Origin of the sequence: Streptomyces sp. NPDC014734, from assembly GCF_043083325.1 — a bacterium.
Taxonomy (GTDB): domain Bacteria; phylum Actinomycetota; class Actinomycetes; order Streptomycetales; family Streptomycetaceae; genus Streptomyces.
Map to the genome: position 1 here is coordinate 1 of NZ_JBIBYN010000030.1, position 26288 is coordinate 26288.

19 protein-coding genes are annotated in these 26288 nt (G+C 72.1%); 9 read left to right on the plus strand and 10 right to left on the minus strand.

The window, feature by feature from the left end; all coding sequences use genetic code 11:
• Window positions 1-113 precede the first annotated feature (113 nt).
• Window positions 114-1202 (minus strand): HoxN/HupN/NixA family nickel/cobalt transporter, encoded by a 1089-nt coding sequence (locus ACF1CT_RS32955; protein WP_391787683.1) that lies wholly within the window; start codon window positions 1200-1202, stop codon window positions 114-116.
• Window positions 1203-1818: 616 nt separating this feature from the next.
• Between ACF1CT_RS32955 and ACF1CT_RS32960 the strand changes: the two genes are divergently transcribed.
• From ACF1CT_RS32960 to ACF1CT_RS32970, 3 genes are all read left to right on the plus strand, one after another.
• Window positions 1819-2970, plus strand: coding sequence for a glutamate--cysteine ligase (locus ACF1CT_RS32960; protein WP_391787684.1), 1152 nt, complete (start codon window positions 1819-1821; stop codon window positions 2968-2970).
• 813 nt (window positions 2971-3783) lie between these two features.
• Window positions 3784-4575, plus strand: a complete 792-nt coding sequence (locus ACF1CT_RS32965; protein WP_391787685.1) for a C45 family autoproteolytic acyltransferase/hydolase — start codon at window positions 3784-3786, stop codon at window positions 4573-4575.
• 70 nt (window positions 4576-4645) lie between these two features.
• Window positions 4646-5710, plus strand: coding sequence for a biotin/lipoate A/B protein ligase family protein (locus ACF1CT_RS32970; protein ID WP_391787686.1), 1065 nt, complete (start codon window positions 4646-4648; stop codon window positions 5708-5710).
• Window positions 5711-5811: 101 nt separating this feature from the next.
• On the opposite strand, the gene ACF1CT_RS32975 is transcribed toward ACF1CT_RS32970, so the two are convergent.
• The 3 genes from ACF1CT_RS32975 to ACF1CT_RS32985 all read right to left on the minus strand — a co-directional run bounded on the left by ACF1CT_RS32975 (window position 5812) and on the right by ACF1CT_RS32985 (window position 11674).
• On the minus strand, window positions 5812-7143 hold the full coding sequence (locus ACF1CT_RS32975) for a glycosyltransferase 87 family protein (RefSeq protein ID WP_391787687.1): 1332 nt from the start codon (window positions 7141-7143) through the stop codon (window positions 5812-5814).
• A gap of 292 nt (window positions 7144-7435) precedes the next feature.
• On the minus strand, window positions 7436-9964 hold the full coding sequence (locus ACF1CT_RS32980) for a SpoIIE family protein phosphatase (RefSeq protein WP_391787688.1): 2529 nt from the start codon (window positions 9962-9964) through the stop codon (window positions 7436-7438).
• 258 nt (window positions 9965-10222) lie between these two features.
• Window positions 10223-11674, minus strand: coding sequence for an amidase (locus ACF1CT_RS32985; protein ID WP_391787689.1), 1452 nt, complete (start codon window positions 11672-11674; stop codon window positions 10223-10225).
• A 318-nt stretch (window positions 11675-11992) separates the two neighbouring features.
• Between ACF1CT_RS32985 and ACF1CT_RS32990 the strand changes: the two genes are divergently transcribed.
• Window positions 11993-12769 (plus strand): hypothetical protein, encoded by a 777-nt coding sequence (locus ACF1CT_RS32990; protein WP_391787690.1) that lies wholly within the window; start codon window positions 11993-11995, stop codon window positions 12767-12769.
• Between the two features lie 16 nt (window positions 12770-12785).
• Here ACF1CT_RS32990 and ACF1CT_RS32995 read toward each other — a convergent pair whose 3' ends face one another.
• Window positions 12786-13787 (minus strand): TIGR03842 family LLM class F420-dependent oxidoreductase, encoded by a 1002-nt coding sequence (locus ACF1CT_RS32995; protein ID WP_391787691.1) that lies wholly within the window; start codon window positions 13785-13787, stop codon window positions 12786-12788.
• A gap of 381 nt (window positions 13788-14168) precedes the next feature.
• Window positions 14169-15560, minus strand: coding sequence for a dihydropyrimidinase (hydA, locus tag ACF1CT_RS33000; RefSeq protein WP_391787692.1), 1392 nt, complete (start codon window positions 15558-15560; stop codon window positions 14169-14171).
• A 632-nt stretch (window positions 15561-16192) separates the two neighbouring features.
• Between hydA and ACF1CT_RS33005 the strand changes: the two genes are divergently transcribed.
• The gene (locus ACF1CT_RS33005; RefSeq protein ID WP_391787693.1) at window positions 16193-18079 is read left to right on the plus strand and encodes an alkaline phosphatase family protein; all 1887 of its coding nucleotides are present in this window, start codon (window positions 16193-16195) and stop codon (window positions 18077-18079) included.
• A gap of 92 nt (window positions 18080-18171) precedes the next feature.
• Here ACF1CT_RS33005 and ACF1CT_RS33010 read toward each other — a convergent pair whose 3' ends face one another.
• Both ACF1CT_RS33010 and ACF1CT_RS33015 read right to left on the minus strand, forming a co-directional pair.
• Window positions 18172-19455 (minus strand): aspartate aminotransferase family protein, encoded by a 1284-nt coding sequence (locus tag ACF1CT_RS33010; protein ID WP_391787694.1) that lies wholly within the window; start codon window positions 19453-19455, stop codon window positions 18172-18174.
• Entirely contained in the window at window positions 19452-20294 is an 843-nt protein-coding gene (locus ACF1CT_RS33015; protein WP_391787695.1) for a nitrilase-related carbon-nitrogen hydrolase, read from the minus strand. Before ACF1CT_RS33015 ends, ACF1CT_RS33010 begins: the two co-directional genes overlap by 4 nt.
• A gap of 353 nt (window positions 20295-20647) precedes the next feature.
• Here ACF1CT_RS33015 and ACF1CT_RS33020 point away from each other — a divergent pair, with 353 nt between their 5' ends.
• The 3 genes from ACF1CT_RS33020 (at window position 20648) to ACF1CT_RS33030 (ending at window position 24277) form a co-directional block, all read left to right on the plus strand.
• Window positions 20648-21916 carry an aminotransferase class I/II-fold pyridoxal phosphate-dependent enzyme gene (locus ACF1CT_RS33020; protein ID WP_391787696.1) on the plus strand — a complete coding sequence of 423 codons (1269 nt, stop codon included), beginning with the start codon at window positions 20648-20650 and terminating at the stop codon, window positions 21914-21916.
• 222 nt (window positions 21917-22138) lie between these two features.
• Complete coding sequence (locus ACF1CT_RS33025; protein WP_391787697.1) at window positions 22139-23005, plus strand: SDR family NAD(P)-dependent oxidoreductase; 867 nt, start codon at window positions 22139-22141, stop codon at window positions 23003-23005.
• A gap of 180 nt (window positions 23006-23185) precedes the next feature.
• Window positions 23186-24277 (plus strand): Rieske 2Fe-2S domain-containing protein, encoded by a 1092-nt coding sequence (locus tag ACF1CT_RS33030; RefSeq protein WP_391787698.1) that lies wholly within the window; start codon window positions 23186-23188, stop codon window positions 24275-24277.
• 99 nt (window positions 24278-24376) lie between these two features.
• On the opposite strand, the gene ACF1CT_RS33035 is transcribed toward ACF1CT_RS33030, so the two are convergent.
• The gene (locus tag ACF1CT_RS33035; RefSeq protein WP_391787699.1) at window positions 24377-24646 is read right to left on the minus strand and encodes a helix-turn-helix domain-containing protein; all 270 of its coding nucleotides are present in this window, start codon (window positions 24644-24646) and stop codon (window positions 24377-24379) included.
• A gap of 41 nt (window positions 24647-24687) precedes the next feature.
• Here ACF1CT_RS33035 and map point away from each other — a divergent pair, with 41 nt between their 5' ends.
• Window positions 24688-25455: a type I methionyl aminopeptidase gene (gene map / locus ACF1CT_RS33040; RefSeq protein ID WP_391787700.1), complete on the plus strand. Its 768-nt coding sequence runs from the start codon at window positions 24688-24690 to the stop codon at window positions 25453-25455.
• A gap of 83 nt (window positions 25456-25538) precedes the next feature.
• Here the strand turns inward: map and ACF1CT_RS33045 are convergent, their stop codons facing one another.
• Window positions 25539-26237, minus strand: coding sequence for a glycoside hydrolase family 75 protein (locus ACF1CT_RS33045; RefSeq protein ID WP_391787701.1), 699 nt, complete (start codon window positions 26235-26237; stop codon window positions 25539-25541).
• Between the last annotated feature and the right edge of the window lie 51 nt (window positions 26238-26288).

Genomic DNA, 26288 nt, shown 5'->3' on the forward strand with positions numbered 1-26288 from the left:
AAGGCACGCAAGGGCTGAACCCCACCCCATCCCCTCGCTCTCCTCCCCACGGTCCGGGACCACGTGGCACACACCCACCACACGGCCCCGGACCGCGTCCGTCCCGGGCCGTGTCAACGACCGCCGACGGCTCGCACGGACGGGCGTTCCCCGACCTTCGCGATCCTCCAGTAGGCCGACGCCGCCGCCCACACCAGCGCGAAGAGGCCGACGATGAGATAGCCGACGTCGCCCAGGTCCAGACGGGAGATCCAGCCGGTGACCGCGTCCCGCAGACCGAGCTCGTCGTGCACCACGGTGACCAGTTCGATCGTGCCGATGAGGAGAGCGACGGCGATCGACAGACCGGTGACGACGATGTTGTAGAAGACCTTGCGCACCGGGTGGGAGAAGGCCCACCGGTAGGCGAAGTTCATGAACGTGCCGTCGAGGGTGTCGAACAGGCTCATCCCCGCGGCGAACAGCAGCGGCAGACACAGGATCGCGTACCAGGGAAGCCCGGCCGCGGCCCCGCTGCCCGCCATGACCATCAGGGCGACCTCGGTGGCGGTGTCGAAACCCAGGCCGAAGAGGAGGCCGAGCGGATACATCTGCCCCGGCCCGGTGACGGACCGGGTGAACCGGCCGAGGACCCGGTTCATGAATCCGCGCGCGTTCAGGTGCCGCTCCAGTTCCGCCTCGTCGTAGCGTCCGGCCCGCATCGCCCGGAACACACGCAGGATGCCGACGAGCGCGATCAGGTTCAGCACCGCGATCAGGTAGAGGAAGGAAGCGGAGACGCTCGTACCGATCACGCCGAGGGCCCGATGCGCGCCCGAGCCCTCGTCGATCAGTGTCCCCGCGAGCCGCACTCCCCCGGCGACCAGCGCGGCCATGGCGACGACCACGCTGGAATGGCCGAGCGCGAACCAGAAACCCACCGACACGGGTCTTCCGCCGTCCGCCATCAGTTTGCGTGTCGTGTTGTCGATGGCGGCGATGTGGTCGGCGTCGAAGGCATGGCGCACACCGAGCGTGTACGCGGTGATCCCGAGCCCGATACCGAACACCTCGGAGCCTGCCTCGTAATGCCGCGGGACGACGAGCAGGAACAACACTCCGAACGCCACCACGTGCAGTACGGCCACCACCGCGAGCAGCCCCGCGGTCCGCACGGTGTCCTCGCGCCGCCATGTGGACGCGGCGGAATCGGGCAGGGGCATTCGGTCACGCTCCAGCACCTCGTGGATCACCGCACGGATCACCTCGTGGGATACCGCGGCCGGTCTCCCGGCCCACGGGTTCGCTCCGCTCGGTACCGTCGCCGCCCTTTCCGGCCGCGTACGACGGGAAAGGGGCGGCGGTGGCACTGCCGCTTCCCGGCCGCGACGGCGGAGGCCGTTCCGTTCTCGGACTTCCGAGGTCGATCACCCGTTCTCCCGGCCCCACCGTGCCGTGCGCTCCGCATTCCGGCAGGCCACATCCACCAGTGGAGCCACACGCACCATTGTGTCACCTGCATCCCCTTCGCACCTGCGTACGAGGGCCGACCGCCGCGGCACGGCCCCCGCCGCTGCCTCGCCGCACTCACCACCGCCCACCGCCGCGCCGCGGCGATCGACGCCGCGTCCCGAACCGCACCATCCGGGGCCGGGGTGGCCTGGCCACCCCGGCTCGAACATGCAACCCTGACTCGGCCCCATGCTCGACACACCGTCAGGCACGCGTCCCCACCAACGCGGCTCGGACGCGGAGCGGTTCATCGCCCGGCCCGGTCGCGACGACACCAGCTTTCTGATGCGGGGAAGCACTCTCCGCCCCGCAGGAACGGAGTCGCATATGGCACACGGTCGCACCAACTCGCCGCACGCGTACCACGGTTCGCCGCCCACTTTCGGCATCGAGGAGGAATTCCTGCTGCTGGACCCGGAGACGGGCCACCTGGCGGCCCAGGCGCCCCTCGTCCTGCGCGGTGCCGTACCCGCCGCCGGCGCGCTGACCGAGGAGATCACCCGGTTCCAGGTGGAGGCCGCCACCCCCGTCTGCCGCTCCGCCGCTCAGGCCCACCACCACGTGGCGGCGGCACGGCACGCGCTCTCCGAATCCGCGGAGCACCATGGTCTCGGCCTCGCCGCCGTAGGCTGCGCCCCGTACGGCGCCCCCGTGACCCTGCCGCTCACCGACAAACCCCGCTACCACCGCATCAGCAGTCGCTTCGGCGACCTGGTGGAGTCCCACACCGTGTGCGGCTGTCACGTGCACGTGGGCATGCCCGACCTCCCCACCGCCCTCGCCGTCTCCAACCACTTACGCCCCCATCTGCCCACGTTGCTCGCGCTCAGCGCCAACTCCCCCTTCTACCGGGGGCGGGACACCGGCCATGCCAGTTGGCGCAACATCCTCTGGTCACGTCTCCCCTCCGCCGGGCCCCCGCCGCCGTTCCGCACTCCGGACGACTACCACCGCGCCGTCGACGCGTTGTTGAGCTGCGGTGCCGCTCTCGACTCGAGGATGGTCTACTGGTTCATCCGGCCCGCCCCGCACCTGCCCACGCTGGAGATCCGCGTCGCCGACGTGGCCGCCACCACCGAGGAGGCGCTGCTGCTCGGCCTCCTCGTCCGCGGCCTGGCCACCACCGCCCTCCGCGCCGTCGCCGACGACCGCCCCGCCGCCGACGTTCCCGACCGGTTACTCCGCCTCGCCCTGTGGCGTGCCGCGCACGACGGCCTGGAGGGGGACGGTCTGGACACCGCCACCGGTGACCTGACACCCGCCCGTGCGCTGCTCGACCGTTCGGTGGGGGACGCGCTGCCCGGGCTGGACGCCTGCGGCGACACCGCCGTCGTCACCGGCCTGGTCGACCGACTGCTCCGCTCCGGCAGCGGAGCCCACCGTCAGCGGGCCGCTCACGCGCGCCGCGGCAGGTTCAGCGACGTCACCGCCCTGCTGGTCGAGCAGACCCGTGCGCCGTCGCCCGCGCAGGGTTCCTGACCACGGACGACTCCGTCCCGCTCCGGGCGCGGACGACCGGCGGTACGAGGCGGCGCGCCCCGGCGGGCCGCCGCGAACAGCGGCCCGGCCCGGCCGCCGGACGGCGGTGCCACGACCGGGGCGTCACCGCCCACCTGACGACACGGGCCCGCGCCGGGACCGGGGCGAGCGTACGCCGGCATGACCATGGCGGCGGCGCACGCTGCGGGCGCCTCCCACGAACTCGGCCGGATCGCGCCGGCCACCTCGCCGACCTCACCGTGTTCGCGGCCGGTCCACTCCGTCTCGCCCCGCAGGCACAGCCCGGCAACGCCGACCTCGCGACGGTCGTCGGCGGTGCCGTGCGGCTCCACCCGAACACCGCGAAAGGACGCTCGTGACCACGACGTCGATCCCCCGCCCCGACCACCGTCGGCACGTCGCCGCCGACGCCGATCCGCACACCCGCGGCATCGCCCGCGGTGAACAACTGCGTGACGGCATCCCCGACGCGATCGACGCGTACGACCGCCTCTTCGCGCTCGGGGGCATCGCCCCCGCACGGGTGCGCGAGGACGCCGAACGCGCCCTCGACTCCGTCGGGGCATTCCGTCCGGGGGCACGCGCCGAGATCGAGGGGATCGCCCGGGGAGCGGGCGTGGAGGTGTGGCGCGTCGCCGCCCTCGACGCGCGCACCGAGATCCTCGCGCGCAGCGCCGCCGTGCCGCCCGGCGAATGCACCACGCTCGTGCACCGCACCGCCGGGGACGGCCGTTCGGCCCCGGCCGTGTTCGGCGTCCCGACCTGGGACTGGCACTTCGAGCTGAACGAGATGTGGCACACGCAGGAGGTGCGCGGCGGCAGGCACGATGTGCCGGTCTCACCGAGAACGGCATCCTCGGGAAGATCGGCGTCAACAGCGCCGGTCTCGCCCTGCACTTCAACATCCTCGGCCATGCCCTCGACGGCACCGGCGGCGTCCCGGTGCACGTGCTGGCGGCGATCGTCCCGGCGGAGGCGGGCAGCGTCGCCGAGGCCGTCGAGATCGTGCGCGGCGCACCGCTCGCCTCCTCCGGATCGTTCGCTCTCCTCGACGGGACGGACACCGTCCTGCTCGACCTGAGCCCGGTGGGTGTGTTCCCCGTGCGATCCGGCGGCGGCACGTTCGTGCGCACCAACCACTTCCTGACTCCGACTCCGGCGGCGGACGAGAAGACCTGGCTCTACCAGCCCGATTCCGGTGAGCGCCGCGACTTCGTCCGAGCCCGTCTCGCTGCCGCCCCGCCGCCGGTCACGCCCGACGACCTCGTGGGCTTCCTGGTGACGGGGAAGGGGGAACCGCCGGTGACCTGCCTGCCCGACCCGGACGAGCCGCTCGGCCGACGCTGGGCGAGCCTCGCCACCGTCGTCCTCGAACCGGCGACGCGCGCGGCCAGGATCCTGGACGGCACCCCCGCAGACATCGGCACGCGCGACTGGCGCGTCCTCACGGCCGGCCGATCCGGACCGGCGGCGGCCCGTGCCCCGGGGCGCGCCCCCGCCGGACGGCCGCCGGTCCGCTCCCGGTCCGCGGGCGTGCGTGCCCGACGACGCTCCCGCCCGCCGGGGATTACGGGACGGCCGTAGACTTCACGGACAGTGGCGTCCTGTGTGATCGGCGCCCGAATCGCGGAAGAGTCGGTCTGGAGGCACGGCCGTGCATGGTGAGTACAAGGTCCCGGGCGGCAAGCTCGTCGTCGTCGACCTGGACGTCGAGGGCGGCGCGTTGCGGAACGTGCGGGTGGCCGGGGACTTCTTCCTGGAACCGGACGAGGCGATCCTGGCGATCGACGCGGCGCTGGAGGGCGCTCCGGCCAACACCGCCACCGCCCAACTCGCCGCCCGGATCGACGCGGTGCTGCCCGCCTCGACGGTGATGCTGGGTCTCACCTCCGAGGGCGTAGCCGTCGCCGTACGGCGGGCGCTCGCGCAGGCCACCGAGTGGAGCGACTACGACTGGCAGCTCATCCACGAGGACCCCCAGTCCCCCGAGCTCCACATGGCGCTCGACGAGGTCATCACCGCCGAGGTGGCGGCGGGCCGTCGCCCGCCCACGCTCCGGGTGTGGGAGTGGGCCTCGCCCGCCGTGATCATCGGCAGCTTCCAGTCGCTGCGCAACGAGGTGGACCCGGCGGGCGCCGAACGCCACGGTGTCACGGTCGTCCGCCGCATCTCCGGCGGCGGTGCCATGTTCGTGGAGCCCGGCAACACGATCACGTACTCCCTCTCCGTGCCGGACGCCCTCGTCTCCGGGCTGTCGTTCGCCGACAGCTACGCCTATCTCGACGACTGGGTGCTCGGTGCGCTCGGCGACATGGGCATCAAGGCCTGGTACCAGCCGCTCAACGACATCGCGACCGAGGTCGGGAAGATCGCGGGTGCGGCCCAGAAGCGCGTCGTGGGCCCGGCCGGCGGGTCCGGTGCGGTACTGCACCACGTGACGATGTCCTACGACATCGACGCCGACAAGATGCTCGACGTCCTGCGCATCGGCAAGGAGAAGATGTCCGACAAGGGCACCAAGAGCGCCAAGAAGCGCGTCGACCCGCTCCGTCGGCAGACCGGCCTCCCCCGCGCCGCGGTCATCGACAACATGATCGACTCCTTCCGCAGGCGCCACGGCCTGACCGCGGGCGAGGTCACGTCGGAGGAGATGGCCCGCGCCGAGGAACTCGTACGCACCAAGTTCGGTACGGCCGAGTGGACGGCCCGGGTTCCGTAACCGGGTCGGTGCACTCGGTACGCAGAGGGGAACCCCGGCGGGAATCACACGGATTCCCGCCGGGGTTCCCCCCTTCCGGGCTTCTGCCCGAAGTCGTGGCGCTACACGTCGGCCGCACCGGCCGGGGTCGGCTCGCCGTTCGCCTGCCGCGGCACACGTACCCGCTGGGCCCCGGGCTCTTCGGCCCCGGCGTCGGCGTCGGACCCGGGGCGTCCCGCGGCCAGCCGGGCGGCGAAGCGCGGCCAGACGAACAGGACGACGGGGAAGATGGCGTATCCGATGCGGGTGGCCGGGGACAGGGCGATCGCGAAGAACAGCCCGTAGGCGAGCCGATCGGCAGCGGCGACGGGGGTCCGCGGCGGACGGACCAGCAGCGACACACCCACGCCCAGAGCGCTCAGCGCGATGAGCGCCACGGTGACCGTCCGGCCGTGCGGGACCAGCGTCACGATCAGGTGGCCGAGCAGCGGGCTCTGTGCGGTCGACGCCGCCTCCCCCAGTCCCAGCGGATAGAGGATCACGTTCCGGTAGAAGGCGTCGATGTTCACCAGGGCCACGGGCACGGTGCAGAGCACGGCGATACCGACGGCCACGCCCGCGCACTTGACGGCGGCACGCCTGCCGCAGCACACGGCGAACATGGCGACGATCACCGGCAGGGCGGGCCATGCGGTCCACTTGAGCGCGGCAGCCGCCCCCAGGGCCAGACCCGCACCCAGGGCATTGCGCCGCTCGGCGAACGCAAGGGCCAGACAGATGAGCCCGATGATCGGCGGGTCGACGCCTCCGGTGGTCAGCGGCAGCGCGACGACGGGGCAGGCGAGCAGCCAGAAGACGCCCGTCGCGGCGTCGATGCCGCCGACGGTCCGCCGGGCACCTGCGGCGCCGTCGCCCCGGCCCCCGGTCAGCACCCGCACGGCCCCGAGCACGGCTGCCAGGAATCCGAGGACGAACCACAGCCGGGCGCTGGTGAACGGTGTGTCCCCGAACATCACGTGCGGGAGCCCGAAGACCGACATGCCGGGAAGGTAAGGATCGAAGTCGGGCACCACGTGCGGTGCGGCGTTGTACGCGGTGCCGGAGGAGACCAGCAGGTCCGCCGACCGTTCCACGACGCCGACCTCCATCTGCGCCTTGTCGATCGCGACGAGGTACAGCAGGGGGGCGAGCGCCGATCCCGCGGCCGCGATCACGGCGGGGACCCGGGCCCACGGGGTGGCGGACACCACCGCGGCCAGCGCGGCGATCGTGTACCCGACCGCGGCGATGAGGCCCCACGCCTCGTGCCCCGTGCCGGAGGGCGAGGAGAGGCCCACCGCGAGGGCCGACACGGCGGACACCAGCAGCACCGGCCAGTCCCAACGGCGCAGCCGCGAGACGGACCCGTGCGTGGGGTCGGGGCGCGTCCGCGTATTCCGCGTCGTCGTCGGCATCGTCACCAGCCCCGGCCGTGTATTCGGAAGCTGGGCACGGCGAGGTCGCGCGTGCGCGGCCGCGCACGACGCGCGGGCTGACCACATGGGGGGAAGGTGGGGAACATGCAGCGGACTATACTCACCGGCCGTAGATCGTATGATCACGTCCGCATGCGGGTTCATGTGTGCAGGAGTGCCCGTATCGCGGGTGCGTGCATGACGGGTTCGTGTACATGGCGATGAGCACGACATGCGGGGTGTGCACGGGCGGGCTGTCGCCGGAGCCCGCCGCATCGCGCGCCGGAGCCGGTCACATCGCGCCGGGCGGCAGCTCCTGCTCGGTCCAGATGACCTTCCCCTCGGGGGTGTAGCGGGTGCCCCACCGGCGGGTGAGCTGGGCGACCAGGAAGAGGCCGCGCCCGCCTTCGTCGGTGGTCCTGGCGTGCCGCAGCCGGGGCGAGGTGCTGCTGGCGTCCGAGACCTCGCAGATCAGGACGGACTGGCGCAGCAGCCGCAGCCGGATCGGGCCGTCGGCGTACCGCAGCGCGTTGGTGACGAGTTCGCTGACGATCAGCTCGGTCGTCATCTCCATTTCCTCCAGTCCCCAGCTCCGCAGCAGCCGGGCCGTGCGGGCCCGGACACCGGCGACGGCGGCCGGATCGGCCGGTACCTCCCACGAGACGACGTGGTCGGCGCTCAGCTCGTGGGTGCGGGCGAGCAGCAGGGCGACGTCGTCGGGCTGCGGGACGGGCAGGAGCTGCTCCACGACGGACTCGCACAGTGCGTCGAGTGAGAGCCCGCGCTGGGCGAGCGCGCCGCCGAGCCGGGACATGCCGAGTTCGGCGTCCCGGTCCCTGCTCTCGATGAGCCCGTCGGTGTAGAGGCCGATGAGACTGCCCTCCGGCAGTGCGATCTCGGCGGTCTCGAAGGGCATTCCGCCAAGGCCGAGCGGGGGGCCGGCGGGCAGTTCGGGGAAGCTGACGCGCCCGTCCGGGGAGACGACGGCGGGGGGCGGGTGACCGGCGCGGGCCATGGTGCAGAGCTGGGTGACCGGGTCGTAGATCGCGTACAGGCAGGTGGCGCCGAGGACCGTCGTGTCGCTCGCCCCGCCCTCGGGTTCCTCCTCGCTCAGACGGATCACGAGGTCGTCGAGGTGGGCCAGGAGCTCGTCGGGGGGCAGGTCCATGTCGGCGAGGGTGTGCACCGCGGTGCGCAGCCGCCCCATGGTCGCGGCGGCGCTTATGCCGTGTCCGACGACGTCGCCGACGACCAGGGCGACCCGGGCGCCGGACAGCGGGATCACGTCGAACCAGTCTCCCCCGACGCCGTCCTTGGCGTCCGCCGGGAGGTACGAGGAGGCCACGTCCAGGGCCATCCCGCCGGGCAGGGTGTGCGGGAGCAGGCTGCGCTGCAGGGTCAGGGCCGCGGCGTGCTCGCGGGTGTAGCGGCGGGCGTTGTCCACGCACACGGCGGCCCGTGCCACCAGTTCGCGGGCGGGCAGGACGTCGTCCGGTTCGAAGGGGGCCAGGTTCACCGACCGTACGAAGGTGGTGAGTCCGAGCACCGTGTCCCTGGCCCTCATGGGTACGGCGATGAGGGAGTGGAGGCCGAACTCACGGATGCGTGCGGCGCGTTCCGGTTCCTCGACGGTCATCAGATGGCTGAAGGAGTTGAGGACCGGGATCAGGACGGGTTCGCCCTCGACGAGGAACCGGAAGTCGTGCGGCGGCGGCACGAAGTCGACCCGTTCCCCGATCCGGCGGATCGCTTCCGGGCAGCCCTCGCGCACCGAGCTCATCCCGGCGCGCCGCATCCGCGGCCGGGACGACGACGCGCCCGTGCGCGCGTCACTGCCCGGGAGCGGTGCGGCGGGGAATGCCGCGGGTCCGGGGCCACTGGACCGGACGCCCGGTTCCCCGGGGCTGGCGACGGGCTCCAGCAGGTCGACGAGAACGAGGTCGGCGAAGCGCGGCACCGCGAAGTCGGCGAGTTCCTGGGCGGTCCGCATCACGTCGAGGGTGCTGCCGATCCGGGCTCCGGCGTCGTTGACCAGGGCCAGGCGCTGCTGGGCCTTCCACCGGTCGGTGACGTCCAGGACCATGTAGCAGATGCCGGTGACCGTGTCGTCGCCGTCGGTCAGGGGGAGGAACGAGGTGGAGTAGGCGCGTCGGCGGTGCGGGTCGGCCCAGCTCCAGCCCTGGTACTCGTAGTCGATGACGGGGACGCCGGTCTCCAGCACGCTGTGCATCAGCGCCTCGATGGCGCCCGCCTCCATCCCCGGGAGCACCTCGCTCATCCGGCGTCCCACCCGGTGCTCGCGCGGGACGCCGCCGAAGCGTTCCAGGGTGTCGTTCATCCAGACGTAGCGCAGTTGCGGGTCCATCACCGCCATGCCGATCGGCGAATTGGTCAGGAAGGCGTCCAGCACGGACTGGCCCACCGCCCATTCCGGCCTGCGTTCGCGCGCCGAGACCAGGAACGTCTCCCGGCCGTCCAGGTGGAACGAGGCGGAGACCCGCAGGTCCACGGCGATCCGCTCTCCGTCGCGGCGCCGCACCTCGCCGCCCCCGCTCCACCCGACGCCCGCGCGGCAGCGTTCGGCGATCACGGCCACCCGGACCGGGTTCTCGGGCATCGCGAGCAGGGAGGCCGCGGGCCGCCCGACGACCTCGGCGGCGCGGTATCCCAGCAGGTCCTGTGCGCTCTGCGTCCAGCCGACGACCGTCCCCGTGCCGGAGACCACCGCGGTCGCGTCGTTCGCCGTGTCGACGGAGTGCCGGGGAAGGCTGGGCCGCGGCGGTTCGGCGCCGGACGCCGGCGGGGGGCCTGCGGACGCCATGCTGGTCACCACCCATCGCTCCGGTACCCGTCCACTCGGGTCCATTCCATGGTCCTGCCTGTGGCGCTCCCGTGCGAACGTCGTTCGCCGTCCGGCGGACGGCTGGGGCCCGGACGGCGTTCCCGGCGGGTGGGATCACCCGGTCGTGGCCCGGTGGGCCGGTCGGGTGGTCCGGTGGCGAGGCCACCGTCCGGTCGGCGCCCTCCCGACCGGACGACACCGGTCCGAAGGCACGGCCCGAAGCCCGTCGACAGGCCCTCAGGGGGACGGGGCGGGTGGCCGGTGCTCGTACCAGCGCCGGTCGGCCTCCAGCTGGGCGGCGACCGAGATCAGCAGTTCCTCGCTGCGGGAGGGGCCCAGCAACTGGGCGCCGACGGGCAGCCCGTCGGCGGTGAATCCGGCGGGCACGTTGATGCCGGGCCAGCCCAGGACGTTCCAGGGCCAGGCATACGGGCACGCCTCGGCCATCGCCGCGTCGGTGCGCCAGGCGCTCAGTCCGTCGAACCTGCCGATCGGGGGCGGGGGCAGCGCCGTCGTCGGGGTGAGCAGCATGTCGTACCCGGCGCCGGTGCCGGACGTGCGGAAGAAGGCGCCGATCCTGCGGTGCTGGCGCACCTCCCTCGCCCGGGCCGCCCGGACCACCCGGCCGCCGAGCCGGGTCCCGGTCCGCAGCGCGCTGCGGGTACGGGGATCGAGGAGGGCCGGGTCCGGGTGGCGTGCGGCGAGTTCCGCGATGCCCGCGGTGGCGCGGGGGACGAAGCCGAGGCCGATCAGCCCGTAGCGCGGCCGGGCCTCCTCGACGTCGTGGCCGAGTCCGGCGAGGGCCTCGGCGATCTCGGTGACGGCCCGTCGCACATCGGGGTGGGGCTCGGAGCGGGTGAGGGTGAGCGGGGGACGCCAGGCGACGGCGATGCGCAGGCGGCCGGGGTCGCGGCGGGCGGCGGCGGACGCCTCGACGGCGGGCGGGCGGTGCGGGTCGTCCGGGTGGGGTCCGGCGACGGCGTCGAGCAGCAGGGCGGCGTCGGCGACGGTCCTGGCCAGGGGCCCGTTGACGGTGAGTCCCTGGAAGGCGTCGCTCTGCGGGTGGACGGAGATCCGGCCGCGCTGCGGTTTGATGCCGACGAGATGGGTCCAGGCCGCGGGGATGCGGACGGAGCCGGCGCCGTCCGACCCGAGGGCGGCGGGCACGAGCCCGGCGGCGACGGCCGCGGCGGAACCGCCGGACGAACCGCCGGGGGTGTGTCCGGTGTGCCACGGGTTGCGGGTCGCTCCGAAGGCGCGGCCCTCGGTGAACGGCCACTGCCCGAGTTCGCAGGAGTTGGTCTTGCCGACGATCACGGCGCCCGCGGCCCGCAGTCTGCGCACGGCCTCGCTGTCCGCCGCGGCGACGGGCAGGTCGCCGTCGCAGCCGAAGTAGGTGGGCATCCCGAGGACGTCGGTGTCGTCCTTGACCGCGACCGGTACCCCGAGCAGGGGCAGCCGCTCCCCCGCGCCGAGCCGTCGGTCGGCCTCGGCGGCCTCGGCGAGCGCGGCCTCCGCGCGCAGATGCCGGAAGGCGTTGAGGGTGCTCCGGCTCGCCTCGATCCGGTTCAGCGCCTCGGACACCTGCTGGACGGAGGTGGTACGCCCCTCGGCCAGTTCCCGTGCGCTGTCGGCCAGTCCGGGCGGGCGGACCGGCTCGGCGGTCGTCACCGCTTGCGTCGAGGACATGGGCTGCCCGCCTTCCCTCGTGTCGGCGGGCCGTGCCCGCGTCCGTGCGTCCGAACACCCTTACCGGAGGGTAACGACTGAGGGACGGTCCGCTCAACCGTTCGGCGGGGAGGCCGGAGGGGGTGCGGACGTCGTCGGCCGCGCGGACGCCCGGCGCACGTGGGGCACAGGAGCGTGCGGCGTGGGGTGAGGGACGTCCGGTGGACCGCCGTACCCCGTTCCCCGCGCCGCGCGCGCCGTTCCGCCCCGTCGTACGCTCGGATGGACCTGATCGCACGCCTCGACAGGCCCCCGAGGGGCCCTCCGGAGGGAGGCGCCGTGACCAACCGACGCAGCGGCACACCCCGAGCCGTCCGTGTGGCGGCCCTGGTGCTGGGACTCACGAGTGGTGGCCTCGTCGGCGGTGGGGTGGCCCGGGCGGACAACGGCATCGACACGCTCTCCGCCCAGCAGATCGCCGATCGCTCGCGCGACGCGCTGTTGAGCGTCCGCTCCCTGCACGTCGACACGCGGGGCGACCTGAAGGGACGCAACCCCTCGGCGGCGCTGGACCTCACCCTGGACCGGAACGGCGACTGCGACGGCTCGGTGGACCTCGGCGGTACCCGGGGCTCGGTCCGCGTCGTGAAGCGCGGCGACGACGTGTGGGCCAAACCGGACGCGAATTTCTGGAAGAACCAGGTCCCGGTCGGCGGTCCGGCGTTCGCCGCGATCCTGAACGGGCGCTGGATGAAGGCGACGGCCGACGATCCCAGGCTGCGCGGTGTGACCGACGCGTGCGATCTCGACGCGTTCCGCCATGTGGTCGTCGACAACGCGGACAACGACCGGGGAACGCTGAACAAGGGCCGGCGGACCACCCTCGACGGGGCTCCCGTGGTCCCGCTGACCAGGATCAGGGACGACCGGACACTGACGATGTACGTCGCCGCCACCGGCAGGCCGTACCCGTTGAAGATCACGGTGGAGGGGGGCGGGCCGCACGCGGTCGTCAACCTCTCGGCCTTCGGCCGACCGGTGCCCGCGGCGACGCCGCCACCCGACGAGACCTACGACATCAACGCACTGCTGAACCGTTCGACGGCCCCGGTGTGACCGTCGCGGGACCGGGTCAGACGGACGCGGCGGGAATGATCCGGGACCCGTAGGCGTCGATCGTCGCCTCGCGCGCGTCGTGCATGGCGTAGACGGCGAACTGGTCGACGCCGAGGCCGCGCAGGGCGCGGAGCTTGTCGATGTGTGCCTCGGCGGGGCCCAGCAGACAGAAGCGGTCGACGATCTCGTCCGGAACGAACGCCGTGTCCGGGTTTCCGGTGCGGCCGTGGTGGCTGTAGTCGTAGCCGTGCCGTTCCTTGATGTAGGCGGTGAGCTCGTCCGGGACCATGCCGGAGTGCTCGCCGTACCGGGCGACCAGGTCCGCGACATGGTTGCCGACCATGCCTCCGAACCAACGGCACTGCTCACGGGCGTGGTCGAGGTCGTCGCCGACGTAGGCGGGGGCCGCCACACAGATGGTGACCGAGTCCGGGTCGCGGCCGGCCTCCGCGGCGGCGTTTCGCACCGCCTTGACCATCCATTCGGTGAGGAACGGGTCGGCGAGCTGGAGGATGAAACCGTCAGCCTTCCGCCCGGCGAGGGCGAGCGCCTTGGGACCGTAGGCCGCCATCCAGACCGGCAGCCTGCCGTCCTTCACCCACGGAATGCGCAGCCGCTGACCGTCGACGTCCGCCTCCCGCCCCTCGGCGAGGTCGCGGATGACGTCGATGGCCTCGCCGAGGCGGGCCAGGGTGTTCGGACTGCGTCCGGCGACACGCATCGCCGAGTCGCCCCGGCCGATGCCGCAGACGGTGCGGTTGCCGTACATGTCGTTGAGGGTGGCGAAGGTGGAGGCGGTGACCTCCCAGGTGCGGGTGCCGGGATTGGTGACCATGGGGCCGACGACGAGGTGTTCGGTGTGTTCGAGGATCCGGCTGTAGATGACGAACGGTTCCTGCCAGAGCACCGCCGAGTCGAAGGTCCAGCCGTAGCGGAAGCCGTTGCGTTCGGCGCGGCGCATCAGATCGACGACGGCCGAGGCGGGCGGGTCGGTCTGGAGAACGAGTCCGAAGTCCATGCGGGTGCTCCTAGTCCAGGTGCTGGCAGGTGGCGCGCGGGAACGCGGAACCGGTGTGCCGTCGCGGTGGCTTCGCGCGCATACCGTCCTCCCCATGCTTGGGTCCGCGAGTGCTCGCACGCACGTCGGCAGAGGCTCTACGGGTGCCGCCCGCGCGTGCCGCGCCCCGCGGACGCCCGTTCCGCAGAGGCGTGCCGCACCGGTGCGACGGCACGTGAGGCAGCCGCGGAGGGACCATCCTGGACTGCCTGCCGGCCCTTGGGAAGAGGCCGTCGCGCCGCGCGAGTCGGGCCCGTGCCGGATACCGCACGGCCGGCCACCCCGTTCGGAAGTCTCCGCCCGGGAGGGAACCGGGGTGGCCGGCGGTCGGCACAGGAGCACTCAGCCGGCGTACTCGCCGATCCCCCGCGGCACGTAGCACCCGTGCCCCGCGTGCCCCACATGGGTACGGCCGGCGATCACCGGAACGCCGCGGGAGAGCACCGTTTCCACCCGTCCCGTCACCCGCTTGCCCTCGTAGGCCGAGTAGTCGACGTTCATGTGATGCGTCCGGGCGGACATGACCTGTTTCGCGTGCGGGTCGTAGACGACGATGTCGGCGTCGGCCCCGGGGGCGATCGTGCCCTTCTTCGGATAGAGGCCGAACATCCGCGCGGGCGCCGCGCAGGCGATCTCGATCCAGCGGCGACGGCTGATGTGCCCGTCGACGACGGCCTGGTGCAGCAGGTCCATGCGGTTCTCGACGCCCGGCATGCCGTTCGGGATCTTCGAGAAGTCCCCCCGGCCCAGTTCCTTCTGCCCCTTGAAGCAGAACGGGCAGTGGTCGGTGGAGACCACCTGGAGATCGTTGGTCCGCAGCCCGCGCCACAGGGCCGCCTGGTGCTCGACCGGGCGCAGCGGGGTGGAGCAGACGTACTTCGCGCCCTCGAATCCGGGCTCGGCCAGGTTGTCGGTCGACAGGAAGAGGTACTGCGGGCAGGTCTCGCCGAAGACGGGCAGGCCCTCGTCTCGGGCGCGCGCGAGTTCGGCGACCGCCTCCTGCGCGGACACGTGGACCACGTAGAGGGGAGCACCCGCCACCTGGCTCAGCCGGATCACCCGGTGTGTCGCCTCCGCCTCCAGGAGCGCCTTGCGGACCTCGCCGTGGTGGCGCGGGTCCCTCTCGCCACGCGCCAGCGCCTGCTCCACCAGAACGTCGATCGCGAGACCGTTCTCCGCGTGTGTCATCACCAGACCCCCGTTGGAGGCGGCCCGTTGCATGGCCCGGAGGATCTGGCCGTCGTCGGAGAGGAAGACCCCCGGATAGGCGGTGAAGAGCTTGAACGAGGTGACGCCGGCCGAGACGAGCGCGTCCATCTCCTTGAGCGAGGACTCGTTCACATCGGACATGATCATGTGGAAGGCGTAGTCGACGGCGCACTTCCCGTCCGCCTTCTCGTGCCAGGCGTCGAGCCCTTCGACGAGCGAACCGCCCCTGGGCTGAATGGCGAAATCGACGATGGTGGTGGTGCCGCCCCAGGCCGCTGCCAGGGTCCCCGTCTCGAAGGTGTCCGAGGCGAGCGTGCCGCCGAACGGCATCTCCATGTGCGTATGGGCGTCGACACCGCCGGGAATGACGTACTTCCTCGTGGCGTCGATGACGCGGTCGGCGGTCCACCCATGGCTGCCGTGGGTGGCCATGGCCACCACCCGGCCGCCCTCGACGAGCACGTCGGCGTGGAGTTCGTCGGAGGCGGTGATGACCAGGCCGCCGGTGATCAGAGTGCGGGTCACAGCTTCTGCTCCATTCGCGTCGGATACGGGGGTACTGGCGTGCGGGCCGGAACGTCGGCGCCGCCCGTCCCCGGGGCGTCGCCGGGAAGGCGTCGAAGAGCCGGACGCGGCGAGCCGCCCCGGCCGCTCCCGGCACCGGTCCGTTCCGGCGGGTCAAAGCACCGTTCAGGCCGGGCAACCCCTCCTCGCAGCGACGGAACGGGCCATCTACGCACGTAGATACGGCGTGTGGTGACGAACGTAGAAGCGGGTTACCCACTGTGGCAATACCGCGGCGGCCAACCGCCGAAGACATTTCCGTTTCCCCCTCCCGGCACTCCACCGGCCCAGAGCACACCCCGGCGCGACCGGACGCACACCGGAATCCGTCGGCAGGCGGATCCGGCGCCGGGAACAACACATCGGGATCCGGCGGCCGGGAACGACGCATCGGGATCCGACGACCGGGAACGACACCCTCCGCCCGGCGACCCCTTCATAACGAAATGATGACGGGTCTGGTCCACATGTTGGGTACGGTTCACGCTCCGGTCCCGTGCGCGGCGCGGTCCGCTCACCACCGGAGGCGAGTCTGAACACCTCACCGGGCGCCCCCGTTGCCCGGTGTCCACCGACCGATCCCGGAGGATCACGTGTCCCTGTCGCGCTCCGCGCGTACGGTGCTGGCCGCCGCCACCGTCGCCGCCGTCGCTCTGCCGCTCGCCACCACGGTCGCCCACGCCCAGGACTCCACGGCCGCGCCGACCGCCCCGTACGCCGGCCTGCCGTCCGGCACCAAGCAGGCGAAGACCCTGGTCATCGGCATCGACGGCGCCACCTTCGACGCCTTCTCGCGTGCCGACGTACCGCGTCTGAACCAGCTCATGGCCGAGGGCCTGACCGCACGCAGCAACCTCTACGCCGCCCCGATGGCCCCGACCGTATCGGGGGCCGGCTGGTCGTCGATCGCCACGGGGGTCTGGCCCGACAAGCACAACGTGAAGGACAACGACTTCACCAACCCGAACTACGGGCAGTACCCGGACTACGCGACCCGGCTGGAGACCGCCGACCCGGACGTCTCCACCCTGGTCGTCGGCACCTGGAGTCCGATCCCGCAGAAGATATTCGGGGAGAAGACCGATCTGCGGATCGCGGGCGGCAACGACGAGGGCACCACCACCAAGGCGGCGGACTACCTCGCGCACGGCAACCCCGACTCGGCCTTCGTCCACCTCGACGAGGTCGACGGCGCCGGTCACAGCACCGGCTCCGCGAGCGCCGCCTACCTCAAGGCCCTGAACACCGCCGACGGCCAGATCGGCCGACTGCTCGACGCCGTGGCCTCCCGTCCGACCTACGCCGACGAGGACTGGCTCGTCGTCGTCACCGCCGACCACGGCCACACCCCCACCGGCGGCCACGGCGGCAACACCCCGCTGGAGCGCGGCACGTTCGTGATCGCCCGGGGCCAGGGCATCGCCCCCGGCTCGGTGCGCCACGACGTCAAGATCACCGACATCGCGCCGACGGTCCTGCGCCACGAGGGCGTCGCCACCGACCCGGCCTGGAACCTCGACGGCACGGCGCTCGACCGGCTGGAGCCCGACGCCTTCGACTCGCTGCGCGGTTCGCTCCGCGGCCCCGTCGACGAGACGAAGCTCCCGGCCGACACCAGGGGCTGGACGAACACCGCGCCCGAGGGCTGGTCCATCGACAACTCGAGGATGCCCGCCGGCGGCGTCACCGAATGGCGCGGCTGGGCCTTCGCCACCGACGAGTTCTGGTCCAACACCGAGCGCGGCCAGGGCCGCGAGACCAACGTCCGCGCCCGCGACGTGTTCGCGGTCGCCGACTCCGACGAGTGGGACGACAAGGCGCACGCCGCCGGGCAGTTCGACTCCACTCTGGTCAGCCCCGCGTACAAGCTGAACGGGGCGACGAGCGCGACCGTCTCGTTCGCCACCGACTACCGCGTCGACGGGCCCCAGACCGGCGACGTGTACGTCGCGTACGACGGGGGCGCCCCGCAGCTCGTCAGGTCCTACCGGAGCGACGTCAACACCGTGGAGCGTCTGGAGCTCGCCGTCCCCGCCGGCGCCGAGTCGGCCCGGCTGAGCTTCCGCTACACCGGCACCAACAGCGCCTTCTGGACCGTCGACCAGGTCTCCTTCGCCCAGCCCGGCCCGCCGTCGCAGCTCGCCGTCGGGTCACTGGCGGCCGACACGAACCTGCTCGGCCGCCCCGGCTCCGACTCCCCCTGGAAGGTCACGGCGAAGGCCGTGGTGCGCACGGCCCAGGGCAAGCCGGTGAAGGACGCGAAGGTCACCACCGAGCTGACGGCGGGCGGCACGGTGCACACGCTGACCGGCACGACCAAGAAGGACGGCTCCGTGACGTTCAAGGTCACCGTCCCCCGGGGCGTCGCCGCGGCCACGCTCTCCGTGACCGACGTGCGATACCGGGACCTCGCCTATCACGGCGAGCTCGACCCGGTCCGCACCCTGGACCTCACCCGCCCCACCGGCCACCGGGGCTGATCCTCCGGCCGGGCCCCGGGACCACCGGGGCCCGGCCCTCGGCGCGCCCGGCCACCGATGCCACCCGCGTCACCGGCGCCCGGTCGGCGTCCTCACCCGGCCGCCCGAAGGGCCTCTGCCAGGATCTCCGCGCCCTCCTCCGCCTCCGTGATGGTCAGCGAGAGCGGCGGCGCGATCCGCAGCACGCTGGTGTCGTGGCCACCGCCCTTGCCGATGAGCAGGCCGCCCTCCCGGGCCGCTTCGAGCACGGCGCCCGCCGCCTCGGGATTCGCCTCGTCGGTGCCCGGCTTCACGAGTTCGATCCCGGCCATCAGCCCCCGGCCGCGCACTTCCCGTACACACTCCGAAGCGGCGCCGACCGCGCGCAGACGTTCGATCAACAGTCCGCCGACGCGTCGGGCGTTGCCCTGCAGATCGTGCTCCAGCAGGTACGAGAGGTTGGCGAGACCGGCCGCCATGGTGACCGGGGATCCGCCGAAGGTCGAGATGGAGTTGGCGTCGAGGCAGTTCATGACCTCGGCGCGGGCCACCACACCGCCGATCGACATGCCGTTCCCGATGCCCTTGGCGAAGGTCAGGATGTCCGGCGGGCCGTTCTCCGCGTGCGCCTGCCAGCCCCAGAAGTGCTCGCCGGTGCGGCCCCATCCGGTCTGCACCTCGTCGGAGATCCACAGGACCCCGTGGCGGTCGAGCACCCGGCGGAACGCCGCGTACAGCCCGTCGGGCGGCGAGGTGAACCCGCCGACGCCCTGGATGGGTTCGGCGATCAGGGCGGCGGGCGCGTGCGTGTGGCCGAGCAGGTCCTCCAGATCGGCCACACACGCCGCGATGAACTCCGCGTCGCCGAGGTGCGCGTACGGGCCCCGGCCGCGGACGCCGCCGTGCACGTAGAGCGTCTGCAACGGAGACAGGCTCGTCGGCGACCAGGCGCTGTTGCCGGTGATGGAGACCGCGGAGAACGAACGCCCGTGGTAGCTGTTGCGCATCGCGAGGATCTGGTTCGACCGGCGGTACGCGGTGGCGAGGAGCAACGCGGTGTCGTTGGCCTCGGTGCCGGAGGTGGTGAAGAAGACCCGCGCGTCCGGGATGCCGGAGAGCGCGGCGACGCGCTCGGCGAGTTCGACCATCGGGCGGTTGAGGTAGAGCGTGGAGGAGTGGATGATCCGCCCCGCCTGCTCGCTGACCGCCTTGGTCACCTCGGGCAGCGCGTGTGCGGTCATCGTGGTGAGGATGCCGCCGAAGAAGTCGAGGTAACGCCTGCCGTCGGCGTCCCAGACGTGACGGCCCTCGCCGTGGGTGATCTCCAGCGGATGCCTGTAATAGAGCGCCAGCCAGTCGGGACCGACGGCGCGTTGGCGTTCGTACAGGCTGCTCACGGCTCGACCAGTCCCTCGTACGCGTCGGGCCGGCGGTCCCGGTAGAACGCCCACTGCTGGCGGACCTCGTCGATGAGCCCGAAGTCGAGGTCGCGGACGACGAGCTCCTCCTCCTTGTCGCCTGCGACGTCACCGACGAACCGACCGCGCGGGTCGACGAAGTAGCTCGTGCCGTAGAAGTCGTTGTCGCCGTACTCCTCCTGGCCGACACGGTTGATCGCGGCGACGAAGTACTCGTTGGCGACGGCGGCCGCGGGCTGCTCCAGCTGCCAGAGATATCCGGACAGGCCGCGCGAGGTGGCCGAGGGGTTGTATACCAACTGTGCTCCGTTGAGGCCCAGTTGGCGCCAGCCTTCGGGAAAGTGCCGGTCGTAGCAGATGTAGACGCCGACCTTGCCGACGGCCGTGTCGAAGACCGGCCAGCCGGCATTGCCCGGCTTGAAGTAGTACTTCTCCCAGAACCCCTCGACCTGCGGGATGTGGTGCTTGCGGTACTTGCCGAGATAGGAGCCGTCGGCATCGATGACGGCGGCGGTGTTGTAGTAGAAGCCGGACTGCTCGACCTCGAAGACCGGCACGACGATCACCATGCCGGTCTCGCGGGCGAGTTCCCGCATCCGCCGGACCGTCGGGCCGTCCGGGACGGCCTCGGCCCAGCGGTAGTGTGCGGAATCCTGCACCTGGCAGAAGTAGGGGGCGTTGAACACCTCCTGGAAGCCGATGATCTTCGCGCCCCGGCGGGCGGCCTCGCGCGCATGTTCCTCATGCTTGGCGATCATCGATTCGGTGTCGCCGGTCCAGGTCGCCTGGACGAGTGCGGCGCGTACGACGTGGGACATGAGCTGCTCCTTCGACGCGGCGTCAGAGAGCCTCAACGCGTTTCTACGCCCGTAGAGACGTGCGTAGAGGAGAACGTAGGCCCCGTCACACAGCGGGGCAAGACCATCGCGGCGAACCGGCGGAGTCGATCATGTTTCGCACCCGTGCGGTCCACATGCGGGGAAGGTGGCGCCCGCCCGGTCCGCGGTCGCCGCCCGCTCGTACCGGCCCGGTCCGGACCGGCCGCACCGGCTGCGCACCGGCTCCGGGAGAGGCACCCACGGGCCGGCGTCTCCCGCCCGGTCCGCCCTCCCGCACGGTTTGTATTCTCGCGGCAGACCCCGTTCACGCGGCATCTGCGAGAGGAACCACCATGACCACCGAGCCGAACCCCGACACCCCGCACGGGCTTCTGGACCGCGCCCGCCGGGACTACCGGGAGCTGGTGGGGCTCGGGCTCTCGCTCGACCTCACCCGGGGCAAGCCCGCGCCCGACCAGCTCGACCTCTGCGAGGACCTGCTGTCCCTGCCGGGTGGACGGCACACCGCCGCCGACGGCACCGACGTACGCAACTACGGCGGTCAGCAGGGGCTGCCCGAGCTCCGGGAGATCTTCGCCGAGGTCCTCCAGGTACCGGCCCCCCAGCTGCTCGCTGCCGGGAACTCCAGCCTTGAGCTGATGCACGACTGCCTGGTCCACGCCCTCCTCGACGTGCTGCCGGGCGCCGAGTCTCGCTGGGTGGACCAGGAGCGGATCGCGTTCCTGTGCCCGGTGCCCGGCTACGACCGGCACTTCGCGCTCTGCGAGCGGTTCGGCATCGACATGATCCCGGTACCGATGACCGCCGACGGCCCGGACATGGACGTCGTGGAACGGCTCGTCGCCGACGACCCGACGGTCAAGGGCATCTGGTGCGTTCCGAAGTACAGCAACCCGGACGGCGTCTGCTACAGCGACGCGACCGTGGCCCGGCTCGCCGCCATGAGCGCCGCCGCACCCGACTTCCGGATCTTCTGGGACAACGCCTACGCCGCCCACCACCTCACCGACGAACCGGTCGAGATCGCCGACCTGCTCGCCGCCTGCGCCGGGGCCGGCAACGCAGACCGGGTGTTCGTCTTCGGGTCCACGTCGAAGATCACCGCGGCCGGTGCGGGCGTCGCCTTCTTCGGTTCGTCGCCCGCCAACGTGCAGTGGCTGCTGGGCAACAACGCGAAGCGGTCGATCGGCCCCGACAAGATCAACCAGCTGAGGCACGTCCTCTTCCTGCGCGACGCCGACGGCGTGCGCGCGCACATGGAGCGCCAGCGCGCCCTGCTGCAGCCGAAGTTCGAGGCGGTGGCACGGATACTGGACGCCGAGCTGGGCGGTACCGGGCTCGCCACCTGGACCTCCCCGAAGGGCGGCTACTTCGTGACCCTGGAGGTGCCGGACGGCTGCGCCGAGGAGGTCGTGCGTCACGCCGCGCGGGCCGGCATCGTGCTGACCCCGGCCGGCGCCACGCATCCGTACGGCGACGACCCGCGCGACACCGTCATCCGCATCGCGCCCAGCTACCCGGGCCTGGCGGAGCTGGAGCAGGCCATCGCCGGGCTCGCCGTCTGCGTACGCCTGGTCGGGTACGAGCGGCGGGCCCGGTAGGCACCGGCGGGATCGCCCGCGGCCGGGACCGAGGGGGCAGGTGCCCGCCGCCCCCTCGGTCCCGGCCGATCGAACGAGCCGGAAGGCGGAACCACCTGGTCCGGCTCCCGGTTATTGGATAGCGTCTCCAACGAAACAGACCGTATCGTCTCGCCGAAGGGCGTGCTCAGGGGTCACGGACCGCCGGCCACGACGCCCGTCGCGGATACGAGGAGGGGTTTCGTGGATCCGGTGACTACGACGGATTCGGTGTGTCCGGTGCGCTCCGCACCGGACGCGAGATGCTGGTTCATCACCGGCGCGTCCCGCGGCCTGGGCCGCGCGTTCACCGAGGCGGTACTGGCCGCGGGGGAACGGGTGGTGGCGGCAGCCCGTGACGTCGGGCCGCTCGCCGACCTGGCCGCCCGGCACCCCGACGCCCTCGTGCGACTGTCCCTCGACGTCTCGGACCGCCGGGCCGTGTTCGAGTCGGTGGAGCGGGCGGTGACCGCCTTCGGGCGGCTCGACGTCGTGGTGAACAACGCGGGCGGCCTGCTGTACGGCATGGTGGAGGAGGCCACGGAGCAGCAGGTCCGGGACCACCTCGACGTCAATTTCTTCGGCGCGGTGTGGGTGGCCCAGGCCGTCCTCCCCCACCTGCGCGCACAGGGCTCCGGACGCCTCCTGCAGATCACGTCCATGGGGACCGGCGGGGGCATGGCCTCCGTCGGGTTCTACGGGGCGGGCAAGGCCGCGCTCGACTCGGTCAGCGAGGCACTGGCGGGGGAGGTCGAAGAGTTCGGGATCAAGGTCACCGTCGTGCAGATGGGCGGTTATGCCACCGAGTTGTTCACCGCGGGCACCACGGCCACTGCACCGGATCCGGCCTACGACGGGCTGCGCGCCCGCATGGCGGAGATGTGGGGCGACGACGCGGGCCCCGATCCGCGCACGGCCGCACCGGCCCTCCTGGAACTGGCCCGGCTGCCGCAACCGCCGCGACGCCTGATCCTCGGCGGGCGCTCGTTCGACCTGGTGCGGGACATGGACCGGGCCCGGACCGAGCAGTACCGGGAGTGGGAGTCGCTCAGCCGCCTGGCCCCGGGCTGACCGGCGACGGGCAGCGAGGTGCCACTCGCTCCCGGCGACGGGCGCCGCGGCGCGGCACCGTTTCGGGACAGACGTCAACTCGCTTCCCATTCCCACCCGTTCGAGTGATCCGCGTGGAGTCGCGAGGATCTCGGGACGGTCTGGGCAGCCTCCAGGCGACCAGTCGTGAAAGGGGACGTCGTGGGACTGTCACGCGAGTACGGACGCGGAATCAGCGAGGGCCCTACACCGGCCGATGTCGCGTGCGCGCCCGGCCTGCCGTATCCGAGCGGCTGGTCGGCGCTGGCCTTCTCCGACGAACTGCGTCCCGGGAGCGTGCTCACCCGGCCCCTCGCGGGACAGGACGTGGTGCTGTACCGGCTCGGTACGGGAGCGGTCCGTGCCATCCGCCCGTACTGCCCGCACCTCGGCGCGCACCTCGGTCTGGCGAAGGTCGAGGGGGACGACCTGGTCTGCCCCTTCCACTCCTTCGCGTTCGGCCCGGACGGAACCTGTGTGCGGACGGGGTACGACACGCAGCCCCCGAGAACACCCCTGGCACAACTTCCGGTGCACGAGGTCAACGGCGCCGTCTTCGTCTGGCGGCATCACGACGGCCGGGCACCGGACTGGTCCGTCCCCGAATGGCACACGATCGGCCACCGCCCCGCCCGAAGGGCCGCCTGGGAATTGGCCGGCAACGCCCAGGAGGTCATCGAGAACTCGGTGGACATCGGCCATTTCGCCACGCTGCACGGCTGGAAGAAGGCCGAGATGGGCGGCCCCGTCGCGTACGACGACACCACGTTCCACCTGTCCATGCGGGCCCATGAATCGGCGCCCCTGCTCGGGGATTTCGTCGTCGAGGTGGAGGTGGACGGCTACGGGCTCGGCTGCCTGCACGTCGATGTGTACACGGCCCGGATGGGGCTGCGGATGTGCACGATGGTGCTGCCGACGGCGATCGCCCCCAACCGCATGCAGTTCCGCCAGCAGAACCGCGTCGCCTTCTCGGAACCTGCCCGGCTCCCCGCTCCGCTCGCGCGCGCGGTGAGCCGCACCGCGGCCCGCCTGCTGGACCGCGCCATCTTCCGGTCCAGTTGCGAATTCACCGCGGCCGACTTCCCGATCTGGAACCACAAGCAGTACCAGCAGCCGCCCCGGCTCACCGTCGGCGACGGTCCGATCGGTCCGTTCCGGCGCTGGGCCCGCCAGTTCTACCCGTCACCCGCCCGGCCCCCCGTCCAGCGACTGGACCTCGGAGCGCGGAGCGAGGAGGCGGAAGTGCCCTGACCGGGACGGGAACCCTGCCGGCCGGGCCCGTCACCGGCGGATCCAACTGGCTGTCGCCGGCTGATCCGGCGCTCCCGTCGAACGCGGCGAAGGTCCCGGCTACCCGGCGAGCGGCACCGCGTCCGGCTCCGGGGCGCAGCGGGTGAGGAGTTCGTCGAGGGAGAGCCCGAGCGCCCCGGCCAGGGCCGCGACGGTGAAGAAGGCGGGAGTCGGGGCCCGGCCGGTCTCGATCTTTCGGAGGGTCTCGGCGGAGATCCCGGCGTTCGCCGCGATCTCGGTCATGCTGCGCGCGCCGCGCGCCTCGCGGAGCAGCGCTCCGAGGCGTTCGCCGCGACGGCGTTCCTCCGGGGTCAGGGGTGTTCGCACCATGCCGTCATTCTAATACCGCTCGGACCGGTATAGTAATTGGCATGGTGAAGCTCAAGACAGACACATCCATCGAAGCGATGCGCGAGACCGGCCGGGTCGTCGCCCGGCTGCTGACGGCCGTGCGGGAGGCGGCGGCGGTGGGCGTCTCGTTGCGCGAACTGGACGAGGTGGGCCGCGAGGTCCTGCGCGAGGCGGGTGCCGGGTCGCCGTTCCTGAACTACCGGCCGCATTTCGCCCCCACCCCCTTTCCGGCTGTGATCTGCGCGTCCGTCAACGACGCCATCGTGCACGGCATCCCCACCGACCAGCGGCTGCGCGACGGCGATCTGGTGAGCATCGACGCGGGGGCGACGCTCGGCGGCTGGGCGGGCGACTCCGCCGTCAGCTTCACCGTCGGACGCGCCCGCCCCGCGGACACCCGGCTGATCGGCACGGCGTTCGCGGCACTGGAGGCGGGCATCGCGGCAGCGGTCGTCGGCAACCGGATCGGGGACATCTCCCACGCGATCGGCACGGTGTGCCGCGGGGCCGGTTACGGAATTCCGGACGGGTTCGGCGGCCACGGCGTGGGGCGGTCCATGCACGAGGACCCGGCCGTCCCCAACGAGGGACGGCCGGGCCGCGGAATGCCGTTGCGGCACGGGATGGTGCTGGCGATCGAGCCGATGCTGATCGGCGGCGGCACCGACGCGTTCCACCCGGACCGGGACGGCTGGACGTTGCGCACGTCCGACGGCTCCCGGGCGGCGCACGCCGAGCACACGGTCGCGATCACCGACGACGGGCCGCGCGTCCTCACCGCGTTGTGAATCGCCCCGTCGGACGCGGTGGCCCGTTTCCCACCGCCGGGCCTCCCGGCACCGCGAGCGAGTGAACCGTTCAGATCGCGCCGTCAGTTGTTCTGGATGAACTGCTTGGCGAGAGCCTCACCCGCGGTGACCGCGGCGTTGTGGCTCTCGATCGGTGACGCCTGGGAGTTCTTGAACAGGATGTAGGTGACGCCGGACTCCGCACCGCCGGTCTCCGGGTCGGGGTCGATGCCGAGCGCCTTGGCGGTGGCGTACGAGGCCTCGCCGATGATCTTGCTGGGGCCGGTGTCGCCGACGACGGCGTACTCGACCTTGTTGTTGTAGATGACGGCGACGACGCCGCCGCCCTTGATTCCCGCGCTGCTGTAGTTCCAGATGCTGCTGCTGCTCGGGACGACGACGTACGGCAGTTTCTCCGCGTTCAGCGGCTTGTCGTCGGAGGTGTGGAACGCCGTGTCGTCCTGGAACCAGGGATCGGTGTCCTCGTTGCAGGCGCTGGTGATCTGGCCGTCGCAGTCGATGTCCATGTCGGCCTTCCAGAACACGGCGCCGTTCTTGCCACAGACCGGTACGGTCGCCGATGTCTCCTCGTCCGTACGGTACTTGCCGTTGGATATCTGCGAACACGAGGTGACCTTGGCCAGCAGATCGGCCGCGCTGACGGAGCCCTCCGTGATCCCGGCACCGGCCGGTCGCGCGGCACCGGCGGCGGGCGTCAGGGCGGCGGCCGTGAGGAGCACGGCTGCGGAGGCGGCGGAGAGGGCGAGCGTTCGAGTACGCACAGGGGGGTGCCCTTCTATTAGGAAACTTTCCTTACCGACGCCGACACGATG

What these genes read in the sequence shown, in the direction of transcription:
- ACF1CT_RS32955 (WP_391787683.1), bottom strand. Translation starts at nt 1,202, where the DNA reads ATGCCCCTGCCCGATTCCGCCGCGTCCACATGGCGGCGCGAGGACACC.
- ACF1CT_RS32960 (WP_391787684.1), top strand. Translation starts at nt 1,819, where the DNA reads ATGGCACACGGTCGCACCAACTCGCCGCACGCGTACCACGGTTCGCCG.
- ACF1CT_RS32975 (WP_391787687.1), bottom strand. Translation starts at nt 7,143, where the DNA reads ATGCCGACGACGACGCGGAATACGCGGACGCGCCCCGACCCCACGCAC.
- ACF1CT_RS32980 (WP_391787688.1), bottom strand. Translation starts at nt 9,964, where the DNA reads ATGGCGTCCGCAGGCCCCCCGCCGGCGTCCGGCGCCGAACCGCCGCGG.
- ACF1CT_RS32985 (WP_391787689.1), bottom strand. Translation starts at nt 11,674, where the DNA reads ATGTCCTCGACGCAAGCGGTGACGACCGCCGAGCCGGTCCGCCCGCCC.
- ACF1CT_RS32995 (WP_391787691.1), bottom strand. Translation starts at nt 13,787, where the DNA reads ATGGACTTCGGACTCGTTCTCCAGACCGACCCGCCCGCCTCGGCCGTC.
- ACF1CT_RS33015 (WP_391787695.1), bottom strand. Translation starts at nt 20,294, where the DNA reads ATGTCCCACGTCGTACGCGCCGCACTCGTCCAGGCGACCTGGACCGGC.
- ACF1CT_RS33020 (WP_391787696.1), top strand. Translation starts at nt 20,648, where the DNA reads ATGACCACCGAGCCGAACCCCGACACCCCGCACGGGCTTCTGGACCGC.
- ACF1CT_RS33035 (WP_391787699.1), bottom strand. Translation starts at nt 24,646, where the DNA reads ATGGTGCGAACACCCCTGACCCCGGAGGAACGCCGTCGCGGCGAACGC.
- map (WP_391787700.1), top strand. Translation starts at nt 24,688, where the DNA reads ATGGTGAAGCTCAAGACAGACACATCCATCGAAGCGATGCGCGAGACC.